This window comes from Gammaproteobacteria bacterium (assembly GCA_029881255.1).
Classification (GTDB): domain Bacteria; phylum Pseudomonadota; class Gammaproteobacteria; order S012-40; family S012-40; genus JAOUMY01.
Window position 1 is genome coordinate 804,874 of record JAOUMY010000001.1, and the last position, 19,685, is coordinate 824,558.

At 46.5% G+C, this 19,685-nt stretch carries 20 protein-coding genes and 1 tRNA gene; 11 read left to right on the forward strand and 10 right to left on the reverse strand.

Annotated elements, in window-relative coordinates; genetic code table 11:
- The first annotated feature begins 2 nt into the window (after positions 1-2).
- From prmA to OEZ43_03750, 9 genes are all read left to right on the forward strand, one after another.
- Positions 3-884 carry a 50S ribosomal protein L11 methyltransferase gene (gene prmA, locus OEZ43_03710; protein MDH5544674.1) on the forward strand — a complete coding sequence of 294 codons (882 nt, stop codon included), beginning with the start codon at positions 3-5 and terminating at the stop codon, positions 882-884.
- 14 nt (positions 885-898) lie between these two features.
- Positions 899-2,155, forward strand: coding sequence for a DUF3426 domain-containing protein (locus tag OEZ43_03715; GenBank protein ID MDH5544675.1), 1,257 nt, complete (start codon positions 899-901; stop codon positions 2,153-2,155).
- Positions 2,156-2,407: 252 nt separating this feature from the next.
- Positions 2,408-3,394, forward strand: coding sequence for a tRNA dihydrouridine synthase DusB (gene dusB / locus OEZ43_03720; GenBank protein MDH5544676.1), 987 nt, complete (start codon positions 2,408-2,410; stop codon positions 3,392-3,394).
- Positions 3,391-3,687, forward strand: a complete 297-nt coding sequence (gene fis / locus OEZ43_03725) for a DNA-binding transcriptional regulator Fis (GenBank protein ID MDH5544677.1) — start codon at positions 3,391-3,393, stop codon at positions 3,685-3,687. Before dusB ends, fis begins: the two co-directional genes overlap by 4 nt.
- Positions 3,688-3,732: 45 nt before the next feature.
- A complete protein-coding gene (gene purH, locus OEZ43_03730; protein MDH5544678.1) occupies positions 3,733-5,292 on the forward strand; it encodes a bifunctional phosphoribosylaminoimidazolecarboxamide formyltransferase/IMP cyclohydrolase in 1,560 nt (519 codons plus the stop codon).
- Between the two features lie 73 nt (positions 5,293-5,365).
- The gene (locus OEZ43_03735) at positions 5,366-5,767 is read left to right on the forward strand and encodes an HIT family protein (protein ID MDH5544679.1); all 402 of its coding nucleotides are present in this window, start codon (positions 5,366-5,368) and stop codon (positions 5,765-5,767) included.
- Positions 5,764-6,480 carry a rhodoquinone biosynthesis methyltransferase RquA gene (rquA, locus tag OEZ43_03740; protein MDH5544680.1) on the forward strand — a complete coding sequence of 239 codons (717 nt, stop codon included), beginning with the start codon at positions 5,764-5,766 and terminating at the stop codon, positions 6,478-6,480. Before OEZ43_03735 ends, rquA begins: the two co-directional genes overlap by 4 nt.
- 67 nt (positions 6,481-6,547) lie before the next feature.
- Positions 6,548-7,165, forward strand: coding sequence for a peptidylprolyl isomerase (locus tag OEZ43_03745; GenBank protein MDH5544681.1), 618 nt, complete (start codon positions 6,548-6,550; stop codon positions 7,163-7,165).
- Positions 7,166-7,182: 17 nt separating this feature from the next.
- Positions 7,183-7,728, forward strand: a complete 546-nt coding sequence (locus tag OEZ43_03750; protein ID MDH5544682.1) for a DUF1697 domain-containing protein — start codon at positions 7,183-7,185, stop codon at positions 7,726-7,728.
- 13 nt (positions 7,729-7,741) lie between these two features.
- On the opposite strand, the gene OEZ43_03755 is transcribed toward OEZ43_03750, so the two are convergent.
- Complete coding sequence (locus tag OEZ43_03755; protein MDH5544683.1) at positions 7,742-8,230, reverse strand: DUF2452 domain-containing protein; 489 nt, start codon at positions 8,228-8,230, stop codon at positions 7,742-7,744.
- A 1-nt stretch (position 8,231) separates the two neighbouring features.
- Positions 8,232-8,738: an NfeD family protein gene (locus OEZ43_03760; GenBank protein MDH5544684.1), complete on the reverse strand. Its 507-nt coding sequence runs from the start codon at positions 8,736-8,738 to the stop codon at positions 8,232-8,234.
- Between the two features lie 254 nt (positions 8,739-8,992).
- On the opposite strand from OEZ43_03760, the gene OEZ43_03765 reads away from it, so the two are divergent.
- Positions 8,993-9,598, forward strand: a complete 606-nt coding sequence (locus OEZ43_03765) for a peroxiredoxin C (GenBank protein ID MDH5544685.1) — start codon at positions 8,993-8,995, stop codon at positions 9,596-9,598.
- 53 nt (positions 9,599-9,651) lie between these two features.
- Here the strand turns inward: OEZ43_03765 and OEZ43_03770 are convergent, their stop codons facing one another.
- The 6 genes from OEZ43_03770 to OEZ43_03795 form a co-directional block, all read right to left on the reverse strand.
- Positions 9,652-10,572 (reverse strand): alpha/beta hydrolase, encoded by a 921-nt coding sequence (locus tag OEZ43_03770; GenBank protein ID MDH5544686.1) that lies wholly within the window; start codon positions 10,570-10,572, stop codon positions 9,652-9,654.
- Positions 10,572-11,231, reverse strand: coding sequence for a hypothetical protein (locus OEZ43_03775; protein MDH5544687.1), 660 nt, complete (start codon positions 11,229-11,231; stop codon positions 10,572-10,574). The genes OEZ43_03770 and OEZ43_03775 overlap by 1 nt, the downstream gene beginning before the upstream one ends.
- A 16-nt stretch (positions 11,232-11,247) precedes the next feature.
- Positions 11,248-11,535: a hypothetical protein gene (locus tag OEZ43_03780; GenBank protein ID MDH5544688.1), complete on the reverse strand. Its 288-nt coding sequence runs from the start codon at positions 11,533-11,535 to the stop codon at positions 11,248-11,250.
- 77 nt (positions 11,536-11,612) lie between these two features.
- Positions 11,613-12,398 (reverse strand): RMD1 family protein, encoded by a 786-nt coding sequence (locus OEZ43_03785; GenBank protein ID MDH5544689.1) that lies wholly within the window; start codon positions 12,396-12,398, stop codon positions 11,613-11,615.
- A gap of 85 nt (positions 12,399-12,483) precedes the next feature.
- The gene (locus OEZ43_03790) at positions 12,484-13,788 is read right to left on the reverse strand and encodes a diguanylate cyclase (GenBank protein MDH5544690.1); all 1,305 of its coding nucleotides are present in this window, start codon (positions 13,786-13,788) and stop codon (positions 12,484-12,486) included.
- Between the two features lie 95 nt (positions 13,789-13,883).
- Positions 13,884-13,960: transfer RNA gene (locus OEZ43_03795), tRNA-Asp, on the reverse strand.
- A gap of 252 nt (positions 13,961-14,212) precedes the next feature.
- On the opposite strand from OEZ43_03795, the gene OEZ43_03800 reads away from it, so the two are divergent.
- Positions 14,213-15,124, forward strand: a complete 912-nt coding sequence (locus tag OEZ43_03800) for a GGDEF domain-containing protein (protein MDH5544691.1) — start codon at positions 14,213-14,215, stop codon at positions 15,122-15,124.
- Between the two features lie 2 nt (positions 15,125-15,126).
- On the opposite strand, the gene OEZ43_03805 is transcribed toward OEZ43_03800, so the two are convergent.
- Together OEZ43_03805 and metH are read right to left on the reverse strand one after the other, a co-directional pair.
- Entirely contained in the window at positions 15,127-15,621 is a 495-nt protein-coding gene (locus tag OEZ43_03805) for a heme-binding protein (protein ID MDH5544692.1), read from the reverse strand.
- Between the two features lie 366 nt (positions 15,622-15,987).
- On the reverse strand, positions 15,988-19,680 hold the full coding sequence (metH, locus tag OEZ43_03810) for a methionine synthase (protein MDH5544693.1): 3,693 nt from the start codon (positions 19,678-19,680) through the stop codon (positions 15,988-15,990).
- Positions 19,681-19,685 lie beyond the last annotated feature (5 nt).

The window sequence follows — 19,685 nt, forward strand, 5'->3', positions numbered from 1 at the left end:
CGATGGCCTGGATACAACTGGCGATATATACCGTTGCAGAAGAAGCGGAAAAACTGGAGTCCATTCTTCATGGCATGGGTGCAGTTGCTGTCACCTTGAGCGATGCCGCTGACGAAGAAATATTCGAGCCGCCGCCAGGTGAAATGCCATTGTGGCAATCGACCAAGCTAACAGGCTTGTTTGAAGATGCTGAAACAGCTGACGCGATCCTTGGTCGTTTGCGGAAGGTATTGCAGCCCAGGCCGCTGCCACAGTACGAGTTTTCACGCCTTGAAGACAAGGACTGGGAGCGCGTATGGCTTGATGAATTCAAGCCTATGCAGTTTGGAAAACGCGTATGGGTAGTGCCCACTGTTTATGATCCGGTTGATCCTGTTGCAGTCAATATTCGTCTGGATCCAGGGCTTGCTTTTGGCACAGGAACACATCCAACCACTGCGCTTTGCCTGGCGTGGTTAGACGGCCAAAATTGGCAAGGACAAGAAGTCATCGACTTTGGCTGCGGCAGCGGCATTCTGGGGATCGCAGCGGCGATGTTGGGCGCGGCCAGAGTGTGGGCGGTGGATATCGATCCACAGGCCGTACAGGCAACCAACAGTAATGCTGTCTTGAATAATGTTGTAGATTTTTTAACCGTCGGCTTACCAAGCGCGATGGTTTTGCCGCAAGTTGAGGTTTTGGTTGCCAATATATTGGCGAATCCCCTGTGTTTTTTGGCAGAGCAATTCGCAAAATTAACGGTTCCGGGCGGACGCATCGCGCTTTCTGGAATTTTATCAGAGCAGGCAGCTATGGTGAGTGAAGCCTATGCGCCGTGGTTTGACCTTGAGCCCATCCGTAAGCAAGAAGATTGGGTTTTGATTTCAGGTATACGTCGATCATGAGAGTCGAGCATTGAATGTTTACTGAGTGCCCTAATTGCCACACTGCATTCCGCGTTTCTACCGCACAATTAAAAATTGCTGGTGGTAGGGCGCGTTGTGGCCGCTGTGACTCGGTGTTCAATGCGGTTGAATATCTGATGGACGACATCCCCGGCAGATCGGCCGCCGCTGGGCAGACTGATTACTTGTCAAATTTAGAGGATGCGGCGCCGGTGGAGGAAGCTTTATCCGACGTTGATATTCCGGGTATGGACAATGTTGACTTCGGTGACGATGGCTCAGGAATGGAAGATTTGGCGTCGGCACCTGTGGACATGGTTGATGAAGATTTGTTCTCCACTCCGGCTGTGGCCGACGTTGAGGGTGAATTGCTTGCTGACGGACTGGACGGTGATGAGCTTGCAGAAGGGTTTGAGGGCATAGACCTGGATGGCGATCTTTCCAGCCCCGAGCTTGACGGCGGTCAATTGGATGCCGTTCTTAACGAAGACGACGAGCTGGCTTTAGATGTCGCCTCTGGGATCGGGATGGATGATCTCGGTGTTGATCTGGATGCTCCAGAGGATCCGGACGCATTCAACGGAAATCTTGACTTGGCTGATGACGATGATACGAACAGGCCTTCGAAGGGGCGGAGAGATGATTTGCTGGAAGAGGACTCTGTTGATTTCAATCTCGATACAGAATTAACTGAAGTTGCGTCCGAGGCATCAGAATTTATCGATCGTCGCGGTTCTGCCACCGATTTTGTGATGCGGGAACTGGGAGAGAAGTCGAGTGCCAGTGGCGCGTTTATGACGTTTACATGGTCATTGATTATTGTGGTTTTGCTTTTAGTGTTGGTCGGCCAGTTTGTTTACTACAAACGAGAAGACTTGGTTAGATATCCTTTAGCGCGCCAGGCCATGGAGCAGATATGTCATTACATTAGTGAATACATGGCTTGTGATGTTCCTGAGCCACGCGATCTTGCCGCCATTGAATTATTGGAGCGCGATGTTCGATCACATCCCACGAGTAAGGGTGCACTACTGATTAGCGCGACAATTCGTAGCTCTGCCGAGTTTGTACAACCGTATCCTAAATTGGTTCTTTCATTTTCTGACATCAATCAGAAGACGATTGCGCGACGGGTCTTTCAACCGAAAGAATATTTGCGTGATGATGTTGATTTGGAAAAAGGCATGGAGCCTGATTTTCCTATTAGAGTGGTGCTCGAAATTGTTGATCCAGGTTCAGAAGCGGTTAACTTCGAATTCGAATTTGAATAGAATTTTTTACGATTCTGCTGTTGACAATCCCCGAAAAGATTTCCTGTTTGTTAATTGGCAAAAGCCTAATATAGGAAGTTTTAATCTGTTCACTATATTTTTATTATAGCTAATACTTAAGCTATTGATTCTTTGTTTATGTTGTCATGCACTCTAATAAACTCGAAAAATTTTTTCAAAGTCAATACTTTTATAAATTTCAGCTTATCGTTATGATGTCTCCCCTTTTTTGTTTGGGCGAGTAAAACGGGTATGAGAATTGGCCCCTACTCGATTACCAGCCGGGCGTTTCTTGCGCCTATGGCTGGGGTAACTGATCAACCTTTTCGTCTGCTGTGCAGACGCTGGGGTGCCGGTCTAGCGACAACCGAAATGATTACTTCGGAATCTCGCTTGTGGCGTTCAGTTAAATCGCGTCAAAGATTGGACTATCAGTTAGACGAGGAGCCACGTTCTGTCCAGATAGTTGGTGCAGATCCGCTTTTGCTCGCCGAGTCGGCCAGGCGTTGTGTCGACTTGGGTGCCCAGATTATTGATATCAATATGGGGTGTCCGGCAAAAAAGGTGTGTAATGTCGCAGCGGGGTCTGCGTTATTACAAAATGAAAACCTTGTTTCAAACATACTCGAAAAAGTCGTTGGTGCGGTTGGCGTTCCAGTGACCTTGAAAATTCGAACAGGTTGGAATAGGGATAATAAAAATGCTTTGAAAATAGCGAAAATTGCAGAGATCGCAGGGATTCAAGCCTTGGCGATTCATGGCAGAACCAGAGCCTGTGGCTTTTCTGGGGATGCGGAGTTTGAAACGATCGCGTATGTGAAACGCAATGTTTCGATTCCCATCATTGCAAACGGTGATATTACCGATGCAAAAAGAGCCAAACAGGTGTTGGACCTAACCGGTGCAGACGCAATCATGATCGGGCGTGGTGCACAAGGTCGGCCGTGGATATTCAACGAAGTGAATCACTTTCTCGATACAGGCGAAGTCTTGTCGCGACCGACAATAAAAATAATAAGCGCGCAAATCGAAGAGCATCTGCGACGACTGTATGATTTCTATGGGGAGTTCATGGGGCTCAGAATCGCACGTAAGCACATAGGCTGGTATATCAAAGGCTTAATGGGCAGCGATGCGTTTTGGAAAGAGATCACCAAAGTGGAGGATTCCCACCAGCAATTATCACTGGTGATGGAATATTTACATGAACTAGATGTAGAAGGGGATAAAGCGGCATGAATAGTGTTGCAGTACAACAAAGTGTGGAGGCGGCGATAGTGCAGCTTAAGAAAACATCCACAACAGAACAAAACATTAAGGACTGTGTTCGCGCGGCTGTGGAAAAATATTTGCGCGATATGGACGGGCATCAGGGGTGTGAATTATACGACTTGTTGATGAAAGAAGTTGAGCATCCTCTGCTGGAAGGTGTGCTGAAATTTACCAGGGGAAATCAAACTCAAGCCTCAGAGATTTTGGGATTAAATAGAGGCACTTTACGAAAAAAATTACGTCTACACGGCCTGGTTTAATACCAGGCCCTTTTCTTTTTAGCATTCGATTCAGGGGCAGATTCTATGGCGAAGATTAATCGCGCGCTTATCAGTGTGTCGGATAAGCGGGGCGTGGTGGACTTTGCACGTTCGTTAAAGAAATTAGGGGTCGATATATTGTCGACTGGCGGCACGGCTGTGTTGCTTGCTGACGAGCAAATTGATGTTACTGAAGTCTCTGATTACACCGGTTTTCCTGAAATGATGGATGGTCGTGTCAAGACTTTGCATCCTAAAGTCCATGGCGGTATTCTCGGTCGTCGTGGAACCGACGATCAAGTGATGCGGCAACATGGAATAGCAGCGATTGATTTAGTTATCGTAAATCTGTATCCGTTTGAACAAACGATAGCGCGCGCAGATTGTGAATTGCCGATGGCGATTGAAAACATCGACATCGGTGGGCCAACAATGGTTCGCGCTGCGGCAAAGAATCATAAAGATGTTGCTATCGTTGTCGACCCTGCCGACTATGATCGTATTCTCGCAGAGATGATATCGAGTGATGGTGTACTAAGCTTTGACACCCGCTTTGATCTTGCAGTAAAGGCTTTTGAACATACTGCTCGATACGATGGTGCGATAGCCAATTACCTCGGTACTATGAATGCGCGAGGAGACAAGGTTTCCGACTTTCCTCGGACGTTTAATCGCCAATACAAAAGAAAGCAATCCATGCGATATGGCGAGAATCCGCACCAAGCAGCGGCTTTCTATGTTGAACATGGAATTTCTCAGCCTAGCATTGCAACCGCAGACCAATTACAAGGTAAAGAGCTTTCCTATAATAATATCGCAGACGCAGATGCGGCTTTGGAATGTGTTAAACAATTTGATGAAACAGCCTGCGTGATAGTGAAGCACGCTAATCCATGTGGCGTTGCGATCGGTGATAGTTTGATCGAAGCCTACGATCGTGCATACCAGACGGATAGCGAGTCCGCCTTTGGCGGTATTATTGCCTTCAACCGAGAGCTTGATTTGGAAACGGCTACAGCAATAGTGGAGCGCCAGTTCGTTGAAGTGATTATAGCGCCATCTATTTCGCTCGAAGCCAGTGAGGCAGTGAGTAGCAAGAAGAATGTGCGCCTGTTGTCCTGCGGTTCCTGGGATAAAGCGAGTAACTTTCTCGATTTCAAAAAAGTTAATGGCGGTTTATTGGTGCAGGATGCCGATTTGGCGTTGTATGAAAAATTGGAATGCGTAACCGATTGCAAACCAACTGACGAACAAATGGCCGATTTGGTTTTTGCCTGGCGTGTGGCCAAGTTTGTTAAATCCAATGCAATTGTCTATGCTAAAAATAATATGACCATCGGCGTTGGCGCGGGGCAAATGAGTCGTGTCAATTCCGCCAGGATTGCGGCAATAAAAGCGGAGCATGCGGGTCTGAAGGTAAAGGGCTCGGTTATGGCTTCCGACGCATTTTTTCCTTTCCGTGACGGCATTGATGCCGCGGCTCAAGCAGGAATCGCCGCAGTTATTCAGCCAGGCGGTTCGATGCGTGATGAAGAAGTTATCGCAGCGGCAAACGAGCATGGCATTGCCATGGTGTTTACCAATATGCGACATTTTCGGCACTAGGGGTGAGTATTCAACGGTGTCAAAATACTGGACGGGTTTTCTAAACCCGTTTTTTTTGTCTGAAGGAAATGATATGGGTAAGTTTTCTTTGCATCCGAGACTAACGCAGGACACGATACACCTGCGTGACGTTGAATTCGCGCAGCTTCTACTTATGAATAATTCTCTTTACCACTGGTTTATTATCGTTCCAACGACGGAAATCACAGAATGGTATCAATTGTCAGAACAGCAACAGTTTTCACTAAATAAACTGATTAATCTTTTATCGCTAGCGATCAAGGAGAGGCTGAATGCGGATAAGTTGAATATTGCTCTGATTGGGAATGTTGTGGAACAAATGCACATACATGTCATTGGAAGGAATCGCAGTGACGTAGCCTGGCCAAATGTTGTATGGGGTAGAGAGGAACGGCAGAGCTATGAACCGCCCCAAATCGAAAAAATCCGACACATGGTCAACAAATTATTTTGAGAATCTATCAACTATTTCAAAAGGGAATACCCGAATACCTTGCCCGGCATTATTGGTGGGCCTACTTGTGGCGTCCGGCTATATGGTTCTTTGATCACCAGTTTATAATCAATTTGATCTTGTTTGGGCAGTATAAGCGACTTCTTAATGCTGCATTGGACATGGTGCCAGCAACTGACGGCGAGACGTTACAATTGACCTGTGCATATGGGCATTTGACACCTAAGTTGCTCGAAAAGCTTGATAAAAACAAACTTTATATTATCGATGTTGCGCAGCAACAGTTACTTCAAGCCAGAAAGAAGGTCAACGTATTACGATTGATTGCAAGTAGAATGAACGCCGAGAAGCTTGCTTTTAAAAATCAGTCTTTCGATACGGTGATTGTGTTTTTTCTTTTGCATGAATTACCTGAAGACGTGAGAGAAAAGGTTTTATCAGAATTGCTCAGGGTAGTAAAAAACAACGGGATATTGGTTTTTGTAGACTATTCCCATGCCCCGGTGCAGCATATTTTGTATCGTTTGTGGATTTTTCGAACAATTATTACAAAGTTGGAACCGTTTCTGGCTTCACTTTGGAAAGTGAATATTGATGAAAGATTGGCGCTTATCGGACGAGTTCAGAAAAAAGAATTAACTTTGGAAAAGTCTGTTACTGTATTCAATGGATTTTATTTTGTAAAGCGTTTTAGTGTTAAGCAATTGAGTTAACTGTTGTCATTAATGTGTCTTGTGTTTTATAAAGTGAATAAATTGAAGTTGCATGAGGGAAGTGTAAATGAGAGTTAAATTCTTGCTAAGTGTATTGGTTATTCCTGCGCTTGTTGCTTGTGGCGAGGACATTACACAAGGCGATCATAAAGACACAAAGTCGGGAAGCGTGGCAGACGCGTGTGTTGAATTGAAAACGACAAAAGGCGATATTCAGCTGCGCTTGAATAGAGCGGAGGCTCCCCAAAGTGTCAGTAATTTTCTCTCTTATGCGGGTTCAGGTTTTTATGAAGGTCTAATATTTCATCGCGTCATTTCGGGTTTCATGATACAAGGTGGCGGTTTCGATCAACTGTTTAATCAAAAACAAACCAATGCCCCAATCGAAAACGAAGCAAATAACGGATTACAAAATCTTCGTGGGACAATTTCAATGGCTAGGACGAGTGATCCTCACTCTGCCACATCACAATTTTTTATCAATCTTGTAGATAATTCTTTTCTAAATTATTCAGCCGAAACGACTCGAGGATGGGGGTACGCGGTTTTTGGAAAAGTAATACAGGGAATGAGTGTAGTTGATTCTATTGGTGCCTCAGCAACTGGTGCGAATGGTCCTTTTGCTCAGGATGTCCCACTCGAAGAAATTGTGATAAACAGCGTCAATGAGATCGCTTGTCCATAAATACGAAAATGAAAAGTATGACATTCATTTCCTTGTTGCGTGGTGTCAATGTAAGCGGCCAAAAACTCATAAAAATGGCAGATTTAAAGGCAATGTATGAAGCTATTGGATTGAATAACGTCACTAGTTATGTCCAGAGTGGTAACGTAATATTTCAGGCGACTGAAAAAGATGCTAGGAAACTAGAGCAAGTTTTGGAAAGTAACATTGCTGAGACCTTTGGATTTCACGTCCCGGTTCGTGTATTGACATTGAGTGAAATGAAGAATGTACTCGACAAGTGTCCATTCGGGCCGAAAATTGTTGCGAAAGATCCTACTAAAGTGCTTGTCAGTTTTCTCTCAGCTCGACCTGATGACGGAGCGATAGCACAGATCGAAGCTGTTGCTTCAAAATCGGAACAAATCAGATTCGATAGCCAATTGGCCTATTTGTATTGTCCCGACGGCTATGGCAAAAGTAAATTGAACAATAATTTTTTGGAAAAAAAGCTCAAACTGATTTCGACGACTCGAAATTGGAAATCGGTACAGAAACTGTACGAGTTGGCAGTTTCCAAATAGTGCGGAGGCTGTCTTAATTGCTATCCAACAAACCCTGTATGATGGCTTGTGTTCGTGACTGATCTGATTCACTGTCAGTGGTGAGCCATGTGTGGTCGGCCTGCATAACCCATGCGCCTCGGTACTGATGTGGGGGCGTGTTGTTCCAGTCCTGGGGGGATAGTAAGGACCAATAAAGCTGGTCTTCGTCTTTTGCATAAAGATGATAGGTTTTGCCCGCTACCTTCTTGAAATTACACTCAGCGTGATTGAGCTGTTGATCTTGTTGTGCCTTAGACAGAATGTCATGGGCAGCGTCCTGTAGTCGTTTAATCTGGTCTGCAATTACCCGTAATTTGTGATTTAGCTGCAAGCCAACCAGCTCATCGGCTTGGGCGATTTCTTTCGCAAGATCGACTAGTTCAACGGCAGGTGCCATGCGGCTAACCGGGTAGGGGGCTGTATTGTCACTGCCCCGGTGTATGTATGGTGCCGTTGGACTACGTTGCGGAGGTTTTTTCATCTCAGACGTGTTGTTCGCTTTCCTTTGCTCTTTTTGCCTTTTCGGCCTCGAACTTCTGGGCTGCCTTTTCATCCACTACCAGCAGTGTTTCTCCACGGCAGCCAATGACTCTAACTTTCGTACCCTTATCCAGGTCTCTACCATCGACAGGCCATATTTTTCCCTCAATATTGAGAGTGCCACTGCCTTCAAACATCGGGACTTCTAAGGTATAGGTCTTGCCTATGTGTTCCTTTCCCGGTCCTTCGTTGAGTGGGCCCTGTTTCGGAAACAGTTCGAGATTTCCCTTGTTGAGCAGGCTGGATATTAGGATGAGCGTCATCGCTAACATGACAAATCCGCCCATTTGATGCTTGACTGGAAAAAAGGGGTCTATCGTCAGGATAAAGCCGATGATGATGGCTGCCAGTCCGAGCATGGTAAGAATGACAGATCTCGAAAGCGCATTAAGAACGATGAGTAGGGTGCCTATGACCCACCAGTGCCAGTCCTGAACGATATTTATCATAAATTTAAACCGTATAATTTAAAAGGATGTTTGTTTTGTGGATCCCTATTTAATCGGATAGGTCAACCAAGATCAAGGGCAAGACTAAAATGCTTACCAGAGCGCATTTTACGCTATCTGACATTGAAATTAACCGCGGATTTCAGTAGGATATTGCGACTTTAGATAGCTTCTAAACATCGTGCTCGGGGGCCGCGCTCCCCTCCATCGCTCGGTTCCTGGGTTATATCATTCACAGCAAAAGGAGAATTACCGTGGCTGTACTAGTTGGTCGCAAAGCACCTGATTTTTCGGCACCTGCCGTGCTGGGCAATGGCGAAATCGTTGATAATTTCAATTTTGCCAATGCGTCGAAAGACAAATATTCCGTTATTTTCTTTTATCCGCTGGACTTCACGTTTGTGTGTCCATCAGAACTGATTGCATTCGATCATCGCCTTGAGGAATTCAAGAGACGAAATGTTGAAGTAATTGGCGTATCCATCGATTCGCATTTCACACACAATGCATGGCGCAATACACCTATCAACCAGGGTGGAATCGGACCTGTTGGCTATACGCTGGTAGCCGATATGACGCACAATATCTGTAAAGCCTATGATGTTGAAACGCCAGATGGTGCGGTGTCCTTCCGCGGTTCATTCCTTATCGACCGTGCTGGCGTTGTCCGTCATCAGGTCGTGAACGATCTGCCACTTGGACGCAATATCGATGAGATGTTGCGCATGATTGATGCGCTGCAATTCCATGAAGAACACGGCGAAGTATGTCCTGCTGGTTGGAAGCAAGGAGATGCAGGTATGAAGGATACGCCTGATGGGGTTGCCTCTTATCTGGCGGAAAATGCTGCTTCTTTGTAAAACATGCGTTTAAAGTAAAAAAGCCGCCTGCAGGCGGCTTTTTTTATTCATATTTAGCCTTCGATAAAATCGAATAGGGTTACTGTGTAATCCACCAGTGGCGTTGAGCCCAACTTGACTGGAATATCGGTGTGTCCGCCACCGCTTACTCGAACAGCGTGCTTGTTTACACCGTCTACACCAGGATGGTTTTTGTAAACAATCTCGCCGTGAGTATGAATGCTAAGAAAGTCATCCGCCGTACCGTGTATCCACAGTAGAGGCACGTTGGTAAGTTTTTTTATTTCCTCGGCGTTGTCGATTTTTAAATTCGTCACCATACTATCTGGTATGGCCAGCAGGGTGCTGTCCTGAACCATCACTTCCGCAGATGCGAAAGGCGCCTCAAGAATGATTTTTGATGCCACGAGATTACCTCGTGGATTAGCGGTTAGTTCGACTGCGGGAGCCGTTCCCATGCTAAAGCCATAAATAATGAAATCGCTCGACGCTAATCCTTCGCTTTCCAGCCAGTTGATGGCAGCCGCCGTATCCACGTAAAGACCTTCTTCACTAGGTTCGCCACCAGTCATGCCGAAACCTCGATAATCAAAGGCGAGCACACCATAGCGATTTTTGTCGCCCACATTGGCGAGTAGTTTTATCCTCGGCCAATAAAAATCCATGTGATCACGGTTGCCATGGCAGTACAGAATTACCTTGTAGCCTGGTGTCCCAATCTGCGTGCGGTCTCCGAGGAAATAAGAATAGACTTTCTGCTCTGATGTGCCGTCGTTAGATATGATCTCGTCTTGTAATGGAATGATAAGATTACTTGGTATGTTGTAACTACTATCAACTGTAATATCAGTTTTACCTTGGTAATTGTCCAGAGAGTACTGTGTTAACGTGGAGTTATTGTACAAATTTGCATCTAGTCGGGCACACGCTGTCAGCGCAATAACAGAAGCAAAAAAAATCGATTTCATCTGCATTAGAATCGATACCCCATACTTAAATAAATGCCAAGGGTGCCATAGTCCAATGGACCAAGATATTCGACGGCTATATTCTTGTTACTACTAAATGGAGCGAGATATTTGGCTTCAGCTGTAAGCCGCAGTCTACCCGGCAACCAGCTATAGCCCGCATGTAGAGCGGGTACCCAATGAGTTGGCTGATCTTCACCATGAGCTCTGGCTTGGCGTAACTCAAACCAGTTGGCCATACCCACGTAGAAATAATCGGGGCCTTCGAAAGCCAGCCAATACAAATTCATATCAATTGAAGGGTATGCGGCATAGGCGAATTCCCATCGATCAACCATTAGGTTAAGTGCGGGGGCAAAACTTACTCCCGGCAACATCCCGTCGGGCGGTAAAATCTCCTTTAAGACGCCAAGATCGATTTGCGCCACGCCGTATGCCGCAGCCGTGGTGTGCCAACCACCATACAGTGTAAGGTCGGGTTTGAGGCCATAGCTTGCAGAAAGAGAGCTCAAGGGCATGGGGATGAAATTATCCCCAAAGCGAAAGATCGGCCCACCCACATCTAGGCCCGCCTCCAATTGACCGGTGTGCAGCGGCTTCACTACGCGACTGTTCGTGCACGCAATAGAGCTGAGTAATAACACCAATACGACAATAGTTCTCATAGGATTGTTATCAAACCTAGTTTTCGGCCATCCACTTTTCCAGAATCTCAATCAACTTCTTTGCCTGATCCTTGCTAGAGATATTGAATTTCGATTTCTGTTGGTAGGCACCGTTGCGTTTCTGATAGCGACGTATACTGTATTTATCCGGCCCGTATTCTTGTTTGGTACGGTCCCAATCCTGGTAGCGGAAAACCACGGTTGACCAAGCGCCTTTAGTCAAAACTTCCTTATCCAGCTCCTTAACGGTCACCTGGCCATCTTCAGTGTATTCAATAGTTAATTCATCTACGGTAGAAGCCATTTTTTTTCCTTTAGCGTGTGAGGCCAAAGCTTAACCATAATGAATGCTTTGGGGCAAGTTTTGTGGGCATATTTGATCTAATGCAAATTAGATAGGGTGATGATGATTTCAATGATTATGAGTATGGTTATATACCATTCCACCCGATGGGTGCTGCGATGACGCATGAGTTCGAGCAAAGTTTCGGCGGTGCGCGTGATCAGGTTCAGTTTCTGTTCGAGGGCGGTATGCCGTTCCTGCAATTCGTATTCGTCTTCCAGGCGCAAATAATTGCGTTCGAGATCGGGTCTGTCCCATAGCAGCTCGGGTTTTTCATTAACTTCTACACGACCAAGCATTTTGTGCTCGACAGCGAGGCTGGCGCCAACTTGTTTTAGTAGGGCTTTGCTGTTAACACCGCTACGCCCTTTTTGTTGCAGATTGGTGGCGAGAGGCTCCACGCGATTGATGACGTCGGCCACGAGTCGCTCGTAGTATGCCAGGGCAACACTCTTCGCAAGTATCTCAGCCAAGATCTGCATTTGCTCCAGATCGAAACTTTTCAGGTTGAGAGCGTCCTGATACATGCCCTCTGCACGATTTGGGTCTATGGTAACGAGCTGTTGTTCGGCTTCCGGTTCGTCAAGGTTAGCACGAGAAAAAGCGCCAATTTTTTCCAACAGGTCTTTTTCCTCGTCAATATCGAGATTAAAAAAGACAACGGAACCGTAGCGGAAAAGGATAACATAACCATGATTGTTAACCTGTATAGTTAAGGGATAGTCCGCGACAACCTCTCCCAGTTCACTGCTGCGTATGCGTAGCCGATCTGCGATATGGTGGGCTCTGACAATGAGTGTTTCGTCGTTGTTAAACTGAAGCATAACGGATTCCTTTTCCCAATTTGATTGCATAAATGCTGCCGTTTAGACAGTTGCATATAGATAGGTTCTTGAGATAAGGGATAATCTACAACAGCAGGGGATTGTGGAAGGCAACGGTTTGGTTGCGTCCGGTACTCTTTGCCTGAATAAGTGCCTGCTCGGCCTTGCGCAAAAGTTCGTCTTTTTCCAGGCCATCCTCAGGAAAGGATGCAATGCCGATACTAAGGCTTACTTTTACTTTTTTTCTATCAACTTCCACGCTGGTATCCAACATGGTTTTTCGCAATCTTTCAGCTGCATTTTCACTATCAGTTTTGTCTGTATTCGGGAGCATAATCAGAAATTTTTCTCCCCCTATGCGGAACATAAAATCACATTCTCTGAGTTGCTCAGTGGCAATGTTTGCAAATTTTACAAGTGTATCGTCACCAGCAGAACGTCCGTACTTTTCATTTACACTTTTAAAATTATCGATGTCGAGAATCAAAATACTGAAGTAGTGTTCGTATCGACGCCCAGCCTGGGTATGATGGGTTATGATTTCGTCACAGGCTCGCTGATTAAGTAGCCCGGTTAGATCATCTACGCGCGCAATTTGGCCAAGCTGAACGGACATTTTGTCCATAGAGTTTGCCATAACGTCAATATTGGTTGCCAGCTGACCGATTTCATCTTTGGTATTGAAATTAAGCCGATCCTTTAGATTGCCACCAGCAAGTTTCTCAGCCATTTGCTTGATTCGAATTACCGGTTTTATGATTACATTATGGTTAACCCAAGTCGCGTATCCAACCAGTATGATTGTAAGTAAAGCCAAGGCACTTGCGTACATAAAGTAGTCTTGCATGCGTAGACTGTTTGAGTTTTGGATATGATAAACACGTTGCATATCCTGGCTATGCCATCGTTCGAGTTCTTTGTGCATCGGAGCAATGTGTAAATTCACAATTTTGTCGATGAGGTTCATCCCGATGTCGTGTTCTTTTGGTAGTTGTAGTTGCAGGATTTGCGTCGCGACGGCATTGATTGCTTCAAGGTGTTTCGCGATGTTTGATATTTTTTTTCGTTCTTCTTCGACCATATGCTCTTGTTTGAGCAGTGAGTCCAGAGTGATGTTAAGTTGATTAAGCTGTTCCTGTGCTTGCTGTCTTTGAAACTTGTGGTGTTCCTGATGCTGGCCCATGACGAATACAGAAAGTGGGAAAAGAAGTTCAGTGGAATGGCGGTCTAGCTGGTTGATCTTGCCGCCTTCCTCGAACCAGTCGATTAATTGTTCAGAGTGTGCCTGTGAATGCGATAGTGCTAATCCCCCTACAAAAAGCAGTAATAGTATGACTATCGCAAGGATTGCGACCGGTAGACCGGTTTTGAGTCGTATACTGAGGCTCACGTTCGACAGAATCTCTAAGCAGATGGAGGACGTGAACCTATATCGGTATCTGGTGCCGAGAATTGATCGAAAAAATGAAAACTAGAGGAATGAAATGGCGGAGCGGACGGGACTCGAACCCGCGACCCCCGGCGTGACAGGCCGGTATTCTAACCAACTGAACTACCGCTCCGCGGAGAGCGCGTAGTTTAGGGGAATCAATCACAAAAAGCCATCGAAAATATGTCGCAATTGCCTATCTCTTTTGAGGCGGAAATATCTTGCCGTTTACGCTGCGTAATATCGAGCTTGGTGATAGTGATTATTATTTAAAAATACATTTTAGGTTATTTATTCAGCCACTTACTGACTATTCTGGAAGTTTATCTTGCGATTGGCACGCGCTTCGCTCCTGTCTTTACAGTTTCTTTGCCAGGTAGAAATTATGATTTCCGTAATATCTGAGGTAACCGCTTTCGACACATTCTTGGAAGACGAGGGAGGGGCGGCGCTCACCCGCGAATCTCATCTCAATTCCGGTCAGGTACTGCGTCTGAGTAGCCGCCTTCAATCGACTCTCGATGTATATACGCTTATTGAATCCTTCGACCGCGAGCTGAAGAGCCTGGTCCAATTTTCGAGCGTGACTTACTCCAACGAGGCTTTGTCATTAATCAGAACCTTAGGTAATCCGGCGCAACATAGTCTGCGGTACAGGCTTGTTTTGCCAGACCATGAAATCCTTGGTCTTATTGAAGTGACAAGTGTCGCGCGATTCAGCCCGGAAGACATCGAACTAATCGAGTTCATGATTAGTAATCTCGTATATCCGTTACGCAATGCGTTGCTTTATTACAGGGCTCAACAGGCGGCATATAAGGATTCACTCACCGGATTTAATAATCGCGCGATGTTTGAGCTATCCCTGGAGCGGGAGATCAGCCTGGCCAGGCGTCATAGTAGCCCATTGAGCTTGTTATGCATTGATATTGACCATTTTAAGAAATTCAATGACTTGCACGGACATTTGGTCGGAGATAAGGTGCTCAAAGCAGTGGCTGAAGGTATTGGTGTCTGCATACGTGGGAGTGATGTGGTCTTCCGATATGGTGGCGAAGAGTTTGTTGTTTTGCTCAGCAATACCAATATTGTAGGCGCGTGTAATCTGGCTGAGCGCATACGCAGAAGGATTTCCAGTAGTTTCTGCATTCATAATGATCAACAGTTAGCAGTTACTGTCAGTATCGGCGCTGTAGCGCTTGCTGAAGAAGCGGGCTGGCGGGAATTTTTTGAGAAAGCCGACAAGGCGCTCTACACTGCTAAACGTTGTGGGCGAAATTGTGTGCGCACTGTGTAAACTCAGTCAGCAAATTCTAGTCGCTCGGCGAATTTTTCCAAGGCTTTTTGAGCGCAGAGTTCGTCGTTATCTCCGCCGGGGGCGCCACTTACGCCAATCGCTCCAAGCAGATTGCCACCGGCCGTGACGGGTATAGCACCGCGCAACATGAGTAAGCCATCTACATGGTTGAGTTCTTGACGTATATCCTGGCGGTTTTTTACTAGTTCACCGGATTTAATGCCGGCCATGATAGTGGCGTTAGCCTTTTCTTCTGCTATTTGTATGGTAAAACGCGGTGCAAGAGAGCTCCTGATAACCACCTGGGTGATAGCATTTCTATCCACGACGACGGCGCTAACCTGATAGCCCAATCCTTCACAAATATTGACCGCTGAAGATGCTAGCTCTACGGCTAAGGTGTGCGTGAGCGTGCGCGTTGATACTACATCAACGGCTGCGGTTTCGGTGCTGAAAGCGATGATGAGGATATATGCCAGTATTTTGAATCGTTGCATGGTTTGGAACTCGATTAAGAGAATTCCTACTATCACAGCAAATTCGAATTCTCTTGTAAATCAGTGTTTGCGGTCTTGGGCGGGCTTAGCGCGCATCTGCATGACGATCAGGGTGATGGCCACCAGACTACTGAAGACAGAGATTGGGGCTAGAACGGATAAAAAGCTTTGGCCAAGAACACTTATTATGCTCAGCGTTAACAAGCTTCCTACCCAGATGTTGTAGCGTTCTTTACACATAGGGTACACGCTAACAACCAAGAATTAACACTAGATTAATTGGTTATATCACTGATTTATATAATGATATTTCGATTCGTTACCTATTTCTCGTATGCCATTGTTTTATATCGGTATTCCTGTGTGTTAAGAGTCGTAACCGAGATTGGGTGCTAGCCATTTCTCTGCCTCTTCCACCGACATATTCTTGCGCGTTGCGTAGTCCTCAATCTGGTCACGATAGATTTTTCCAACATTGAAGTAGCGTGAATCAGGGTGAGAGAAATATATGCCACTGACAGAGGCGGTAGGCATCATGGCGTAGTGCTCTGTGAGTTCGATGCCAGTGTGTTTTTCGACCTCTAATACTTCCCACAATGTTCCTTTTTCGGTGTGTTCTGGACAGGCAGGATAGCCTGGGGCGGGTCGGATTCCGGCATACTTCTCAGCGATTAGATCCTGATTGTCGAGGTCTTCTTCGGTATATCCCCAGAACTCTGTGCGTACGCGCTGATGCAGGCGTTCGGCAAAGGCTTCCGCCAGTCTGTCAGCCAGCGCCTTCAACATAATCGCGTTGTAGTCGTCATGGTGATCTTCGAAGCGTTTGACATGCTCGTCAATGCCGATACCTGCGGTACAGGCGAATAACCCAATATGGTCAGCAATACCGGTTGTTTTGGGCGCAATAAAGTCTGCCAATGATTGATTGGGTTTTCCGTCTGGACGCTCCTGCTGCTGCCTTAGAAAATGAAGGCGTGCGTTTACCTTGTCGCGATTTTCATCGGCATATATTTCCACGGTGTCGTCATCGACGCAGTTTGCTGGATAAATCCGAATTACCGCTTTGGCCTTTAACCATTGATGGCGAATGATTTCGTCGAGCATCTGTTGCGCGTCATTGAACAGTTTTTTTGCTTCCTCACCTTTTTGTGCATCGTCGAAAATTTTTGGATAGCTTCCGCGTAGTTCCCAAGAGTGGAAGAAAGGCGTCCAGTCGATGTATTGAACCAGTTCTTCGAGGGAATAATTCTCGAAGACAACCAGGCTGCTGTCATTAGGCGTTGGCGCCTCGTAAAATTGCCAGTCGATACGCGTCTTGTTTTCTCGCGCCTGCGCGATGCTTAGTTTTTTCGCGCCGATTTGGCGACCTGCGTGCTGGATGCGTACCGCTTCATATTCGTCTTTTATCTTTTTAACGAACGCGGTTTTATTGTCCTTGCTAATCAGATTTTGCGCGACGCCCACAGCTCGAGAGGCATCTTTAACCCAAACGGTCTGAGAGGCATTGTAATGCGGATCAATTTTTACTGCTGTATGTGCGCGTGAAGTTGTCGCTCCACCAATCATTAAGGGGATATCAAAGCCCTGGCGCTGCATTTCTTTTGCGATGTGCGACATTTCTTCTAGAGAAGGTGTAATCAGGCCGCTTAAACCAATGATGTCTACGTCGTGTTCTTTGGCGGCTTCCAGAATCTTTTGTGCAGGGACCATGACGCCCAGGTCGAAAACTTCGAAGTTATTACACTGCAAGACAACGCCAACGATATTCTTACCGATGTCGTGTACATCACCTTTTACCGTAGCCATTAATATTCTACCGGCAGCACGATCACCGGCCTTTTTCGACGCTTCAATATAGGGAATCAGATAAGCGACGGCCTTTTTCATAACGCGCGCAGATTTCACTACTTGCGGCAGAAACATTTTACCCTCGCCGAAGAGATCACCCACGACGTTCATACCGTCCATCAATGGCCCTTCGATAACCTGTATTGGTTCTGGAAATGAAACGCGCGCTTCTTCCGTATCGCCTTCAATAAAGGCGTCTATGCCTTTCACCAGTGCGTGGGTCAGGCGTTCTCCTACAGGAAGTTTGCGCCACTCCTGTTCGTCATCTTTGGTCTTGCTGCTTTCACCCTCGCGATATTTGTCGGCGATCTCCAATAGTCTTTCAGTTGAGTCTTCGCGTCGATTGAGAACAACGTCCTCGACACGTTCGCGCAGTTCTTGCGGTAAGTCATCGTATACGGCTAGCTGTCCGGCATTGACTATACCCATGTCCATGCCGGCTTTAATCGCGTGATAGAGAAACACCGCGTGAATAGCTTCACGTACGGCATTATTGCCGCGAAAAGAAAATGACACATTGGATACGCCGCCAGAGATCATCGCGTGAGGCAGGGCTTTTTTTATCTTGCGAGTTGCTTCGATAAAGTCGACCCCGTAGTTATTGTGTTCCTCGATACCCGTCGCTACGGCGAAAATATTGGGGTCAAATATGATGTCTTCCGGTGGAAAACCGATTTGCTCTGTCAGGATGCGATAGGAACGCTGGCATATTTCGAATTTGCGTGCCTGCGTGTCTGCCTGTCCGGTTTCATCAAAGGCCATAACAATGACCGCAGCACCGTACTTTCTCACCAGCTTCGCATGTTTGATAAATTCCGCTTCGCCTTCCTTTAGGCTGATGGAGTTGACGATGCCTTTACCCTGTATGCACTTGAGTCCCGCTTCGATGATTTCCCACTTGGAAGAGTCAATCATGAAGGGTACGCGTGAAATGTCCGGTTCAGACGCGCATAGATTGAGAAAACGCTGCATTGCCTGTACGCCGTCGAGCATAGCCTCGTCCATGTTTACATCGACTATTTGCGCACCGTTCTCTACCTGATCACGTGCGATATCGAGGGCGGTATCGTAGTCGCCTTCAAGAACCAGGCGTTTGAATCGCGCGGAGCCGGTTACATTGGTTCGTTCGCCCACGTTGACAAATAAAGAATCCTCTCCGATATTGAGCGGCTCCAGACCGCTTAGACGGCACTCTGTCGAGACCTCAGCCTGTTTACGTGGCGGATAAGGTGCTACCGCTTTTGCAATAGCCGCTATATGTGGCGGCGTTGTACCGCAACAGCCACCGACGATATTGATGAAACCGCTTTTTGCCCAATCGGCTAACTCTTCTGCCATCCCTTCCGGGCTGAGATCGTATTCGCCAAACTCATTGGGCAGGCCGGCATTGGGATGTACGTTGACGCAAACATTCGAGACGCGGGACATTTCCTCGAGGAAGGGGCGAAGCAAATCTGGCCCAAGGGCGCAGTTAAGTCCAATGCTCACGGGGTTGATATGGCGTAATGAATTGTAAAAGGCTTCGGTGGTCTGCCCCGATAAAGTGCGTCCACTAGCATCGGTAATTGTTCCCGAAATCATGACGGGCAGTTTAAGCATGTTTTGCTCGAAAAAAGTTTCTATGGCAAACAGGGCCGCCTTGGCATTCAGTGTGTCGAATATGGTTTCCACTAAAAGAATATCGGCGCCACCATCGACCAGTCCTCTTATCGCTTCGAGATAGGATTCGACCAGTTGATCAAAATTGACATTACGAAAGCCAGGGTCGTTTACGTCCGGAGAGATACTCGCTGTACGGTTTGTTGGGCCGAGTACGCCAGCAACAAAACGAGGTTTGGATGGGTCTTTTGCCGTGTATTCATCGGCGGCCTCGCGCGCCAGTTTTGCCGATTCGAGATTGAGTTCGTACGACAATTCTTCCATGTGGTAATCCGCCATGGAAATGGAATTGGCGTTAAAGGTATTGGTCTCAAGGATGTCACATCCCGCATCGAGATAAGCGCAGTGGATTTCTTTGATTACCGCAGGTTTGGTCAGCGTCAGTAAATCATTGTTTCCTTTAAGGTCAGAATTCCAATCCTTATACCGTTCTCCACGATAGTCTGCTTCTTCCAGTTTGTGTCGCTGGATCATGGTACCCATAGCGCCATCAAGGATTAAAATGCGTTGGTCCAGGGCCTGGAGAAATAATTCGGTACGGATTGCTGACATGATGA

Bases quoted from the DNA above. Each gene is read 5' to 3' on its own strand.
- purH (MDH5544678.1), top strand. From the start codon at position 3,733: ATGGCGAAGATTAATCGCGCGCTTATCAGTGTGTCGGATAAGCGGGGC.
- OEZ43_03745 (MDH5544681.1), top strand. From the start codon at position 6,548: ATGAGAGTTAAATTCTTGCTAAGTGTATTGGTTATTCCTGCGCTTGTT.
- OEZ43_03755 (MDH5544683.1), bottom strand. From the start codon at position 8,230: ATGAAAAAACCTCCGCAACGTAGTCCAACGGCACCATACATACACCGG.
- OEZ43_03750 (MDH5544682.1), top strand. From the start codon at position 7,183: ATGACATTCATTTCCTTGTTGCGTGGTGTCAATGTAAGCGGCCAAAAA.
- OEZ43_03760 (MDH5544684.1), bottom strand. From the start codon at position 8,738: ATGATAAATATCGTTCAGGACTGGCACTGGTGGGTCATAGGCACCCTA.
- fis (MDH5544677.1), top strand. From the start codon at position 3,391: ATGAATAGTGTTGCAGTACAACAAAGTGTGGAGGCGGCGATAGTGCAG.
- metH (MDH5544693.1), bottom strand. From the start codon at position 19,680: ATGTCAGCAATCCGTACCGAATTATTTCTCCAGGCCCTGGACCAACGC.
- prmA (MDH5544674.1), top strand. From the start codon at position 3: ATGGCCTGGATACAACTGGCGATATATACCGTTGCAGAAGAAGCGGAA.
- dusB (MDH5544676.1), top strand. From the start codon at position 2,408: ATGAGAATTGGCCCCTACTCGATTACCAGCCGGGCGTTTCTTGCGCCT.
- OEZ43_03805 (MDH5544692.1), bottom strand. From the start codon at position 15,621: ATGCAACGATTCAAAATACTGGCATATATCCTCATCATCGCTTTCAGC.
- OEZ43_03715 (MDH5544675.1), top strand. From the start codon at position 899: ATGTTTACTGAGTGCCCTAATTGCCACACTGCATTCCGCGTTTCTACC.
- OEZ43_03735 (MDH5544679.1), top strand. From the start codon at position 5,366: ATGGGTAAGTTTTCTTTGCATCCGAGACTAACGCAGGACACGATACAC.
- OEZ43_03800 (MDH5544691.1), top strand. From the start codon at position 14,213: ATGATTTCCGTAATATCTGAGGTAACCGCTTTCGACACATTCTTGGAA.
- OEZ43_03780 (MDH5544688.1), bottom strand. From the start codon at position 11,535: ATGGCTTCTACCGTAGATGAATTAACTATTGAATACACTGAAGATGGC.
- OEZ43_03770 (MDH5544686.1), bottom strand. From the start codon at position 10,572: ATGCAGATGAAATCGATTTTTTTTGCTTCTGTTATTGCGCTGACAGCG.
- OEZ43_03785 (MDH5544689.1), bottom strand. From the start codon at position 12,398: ATGCTTCAGTTTAACAACGACGAAACACTCATTGTCAGAGCCCACCAT.
- OEZ43_03775 (MDH5544687.1), bottom strand. From the start codon at position 11,231: ATGAGAACTATTGTCGTATTGGTGTTATTACTCAGCTCTATTGCGTGC.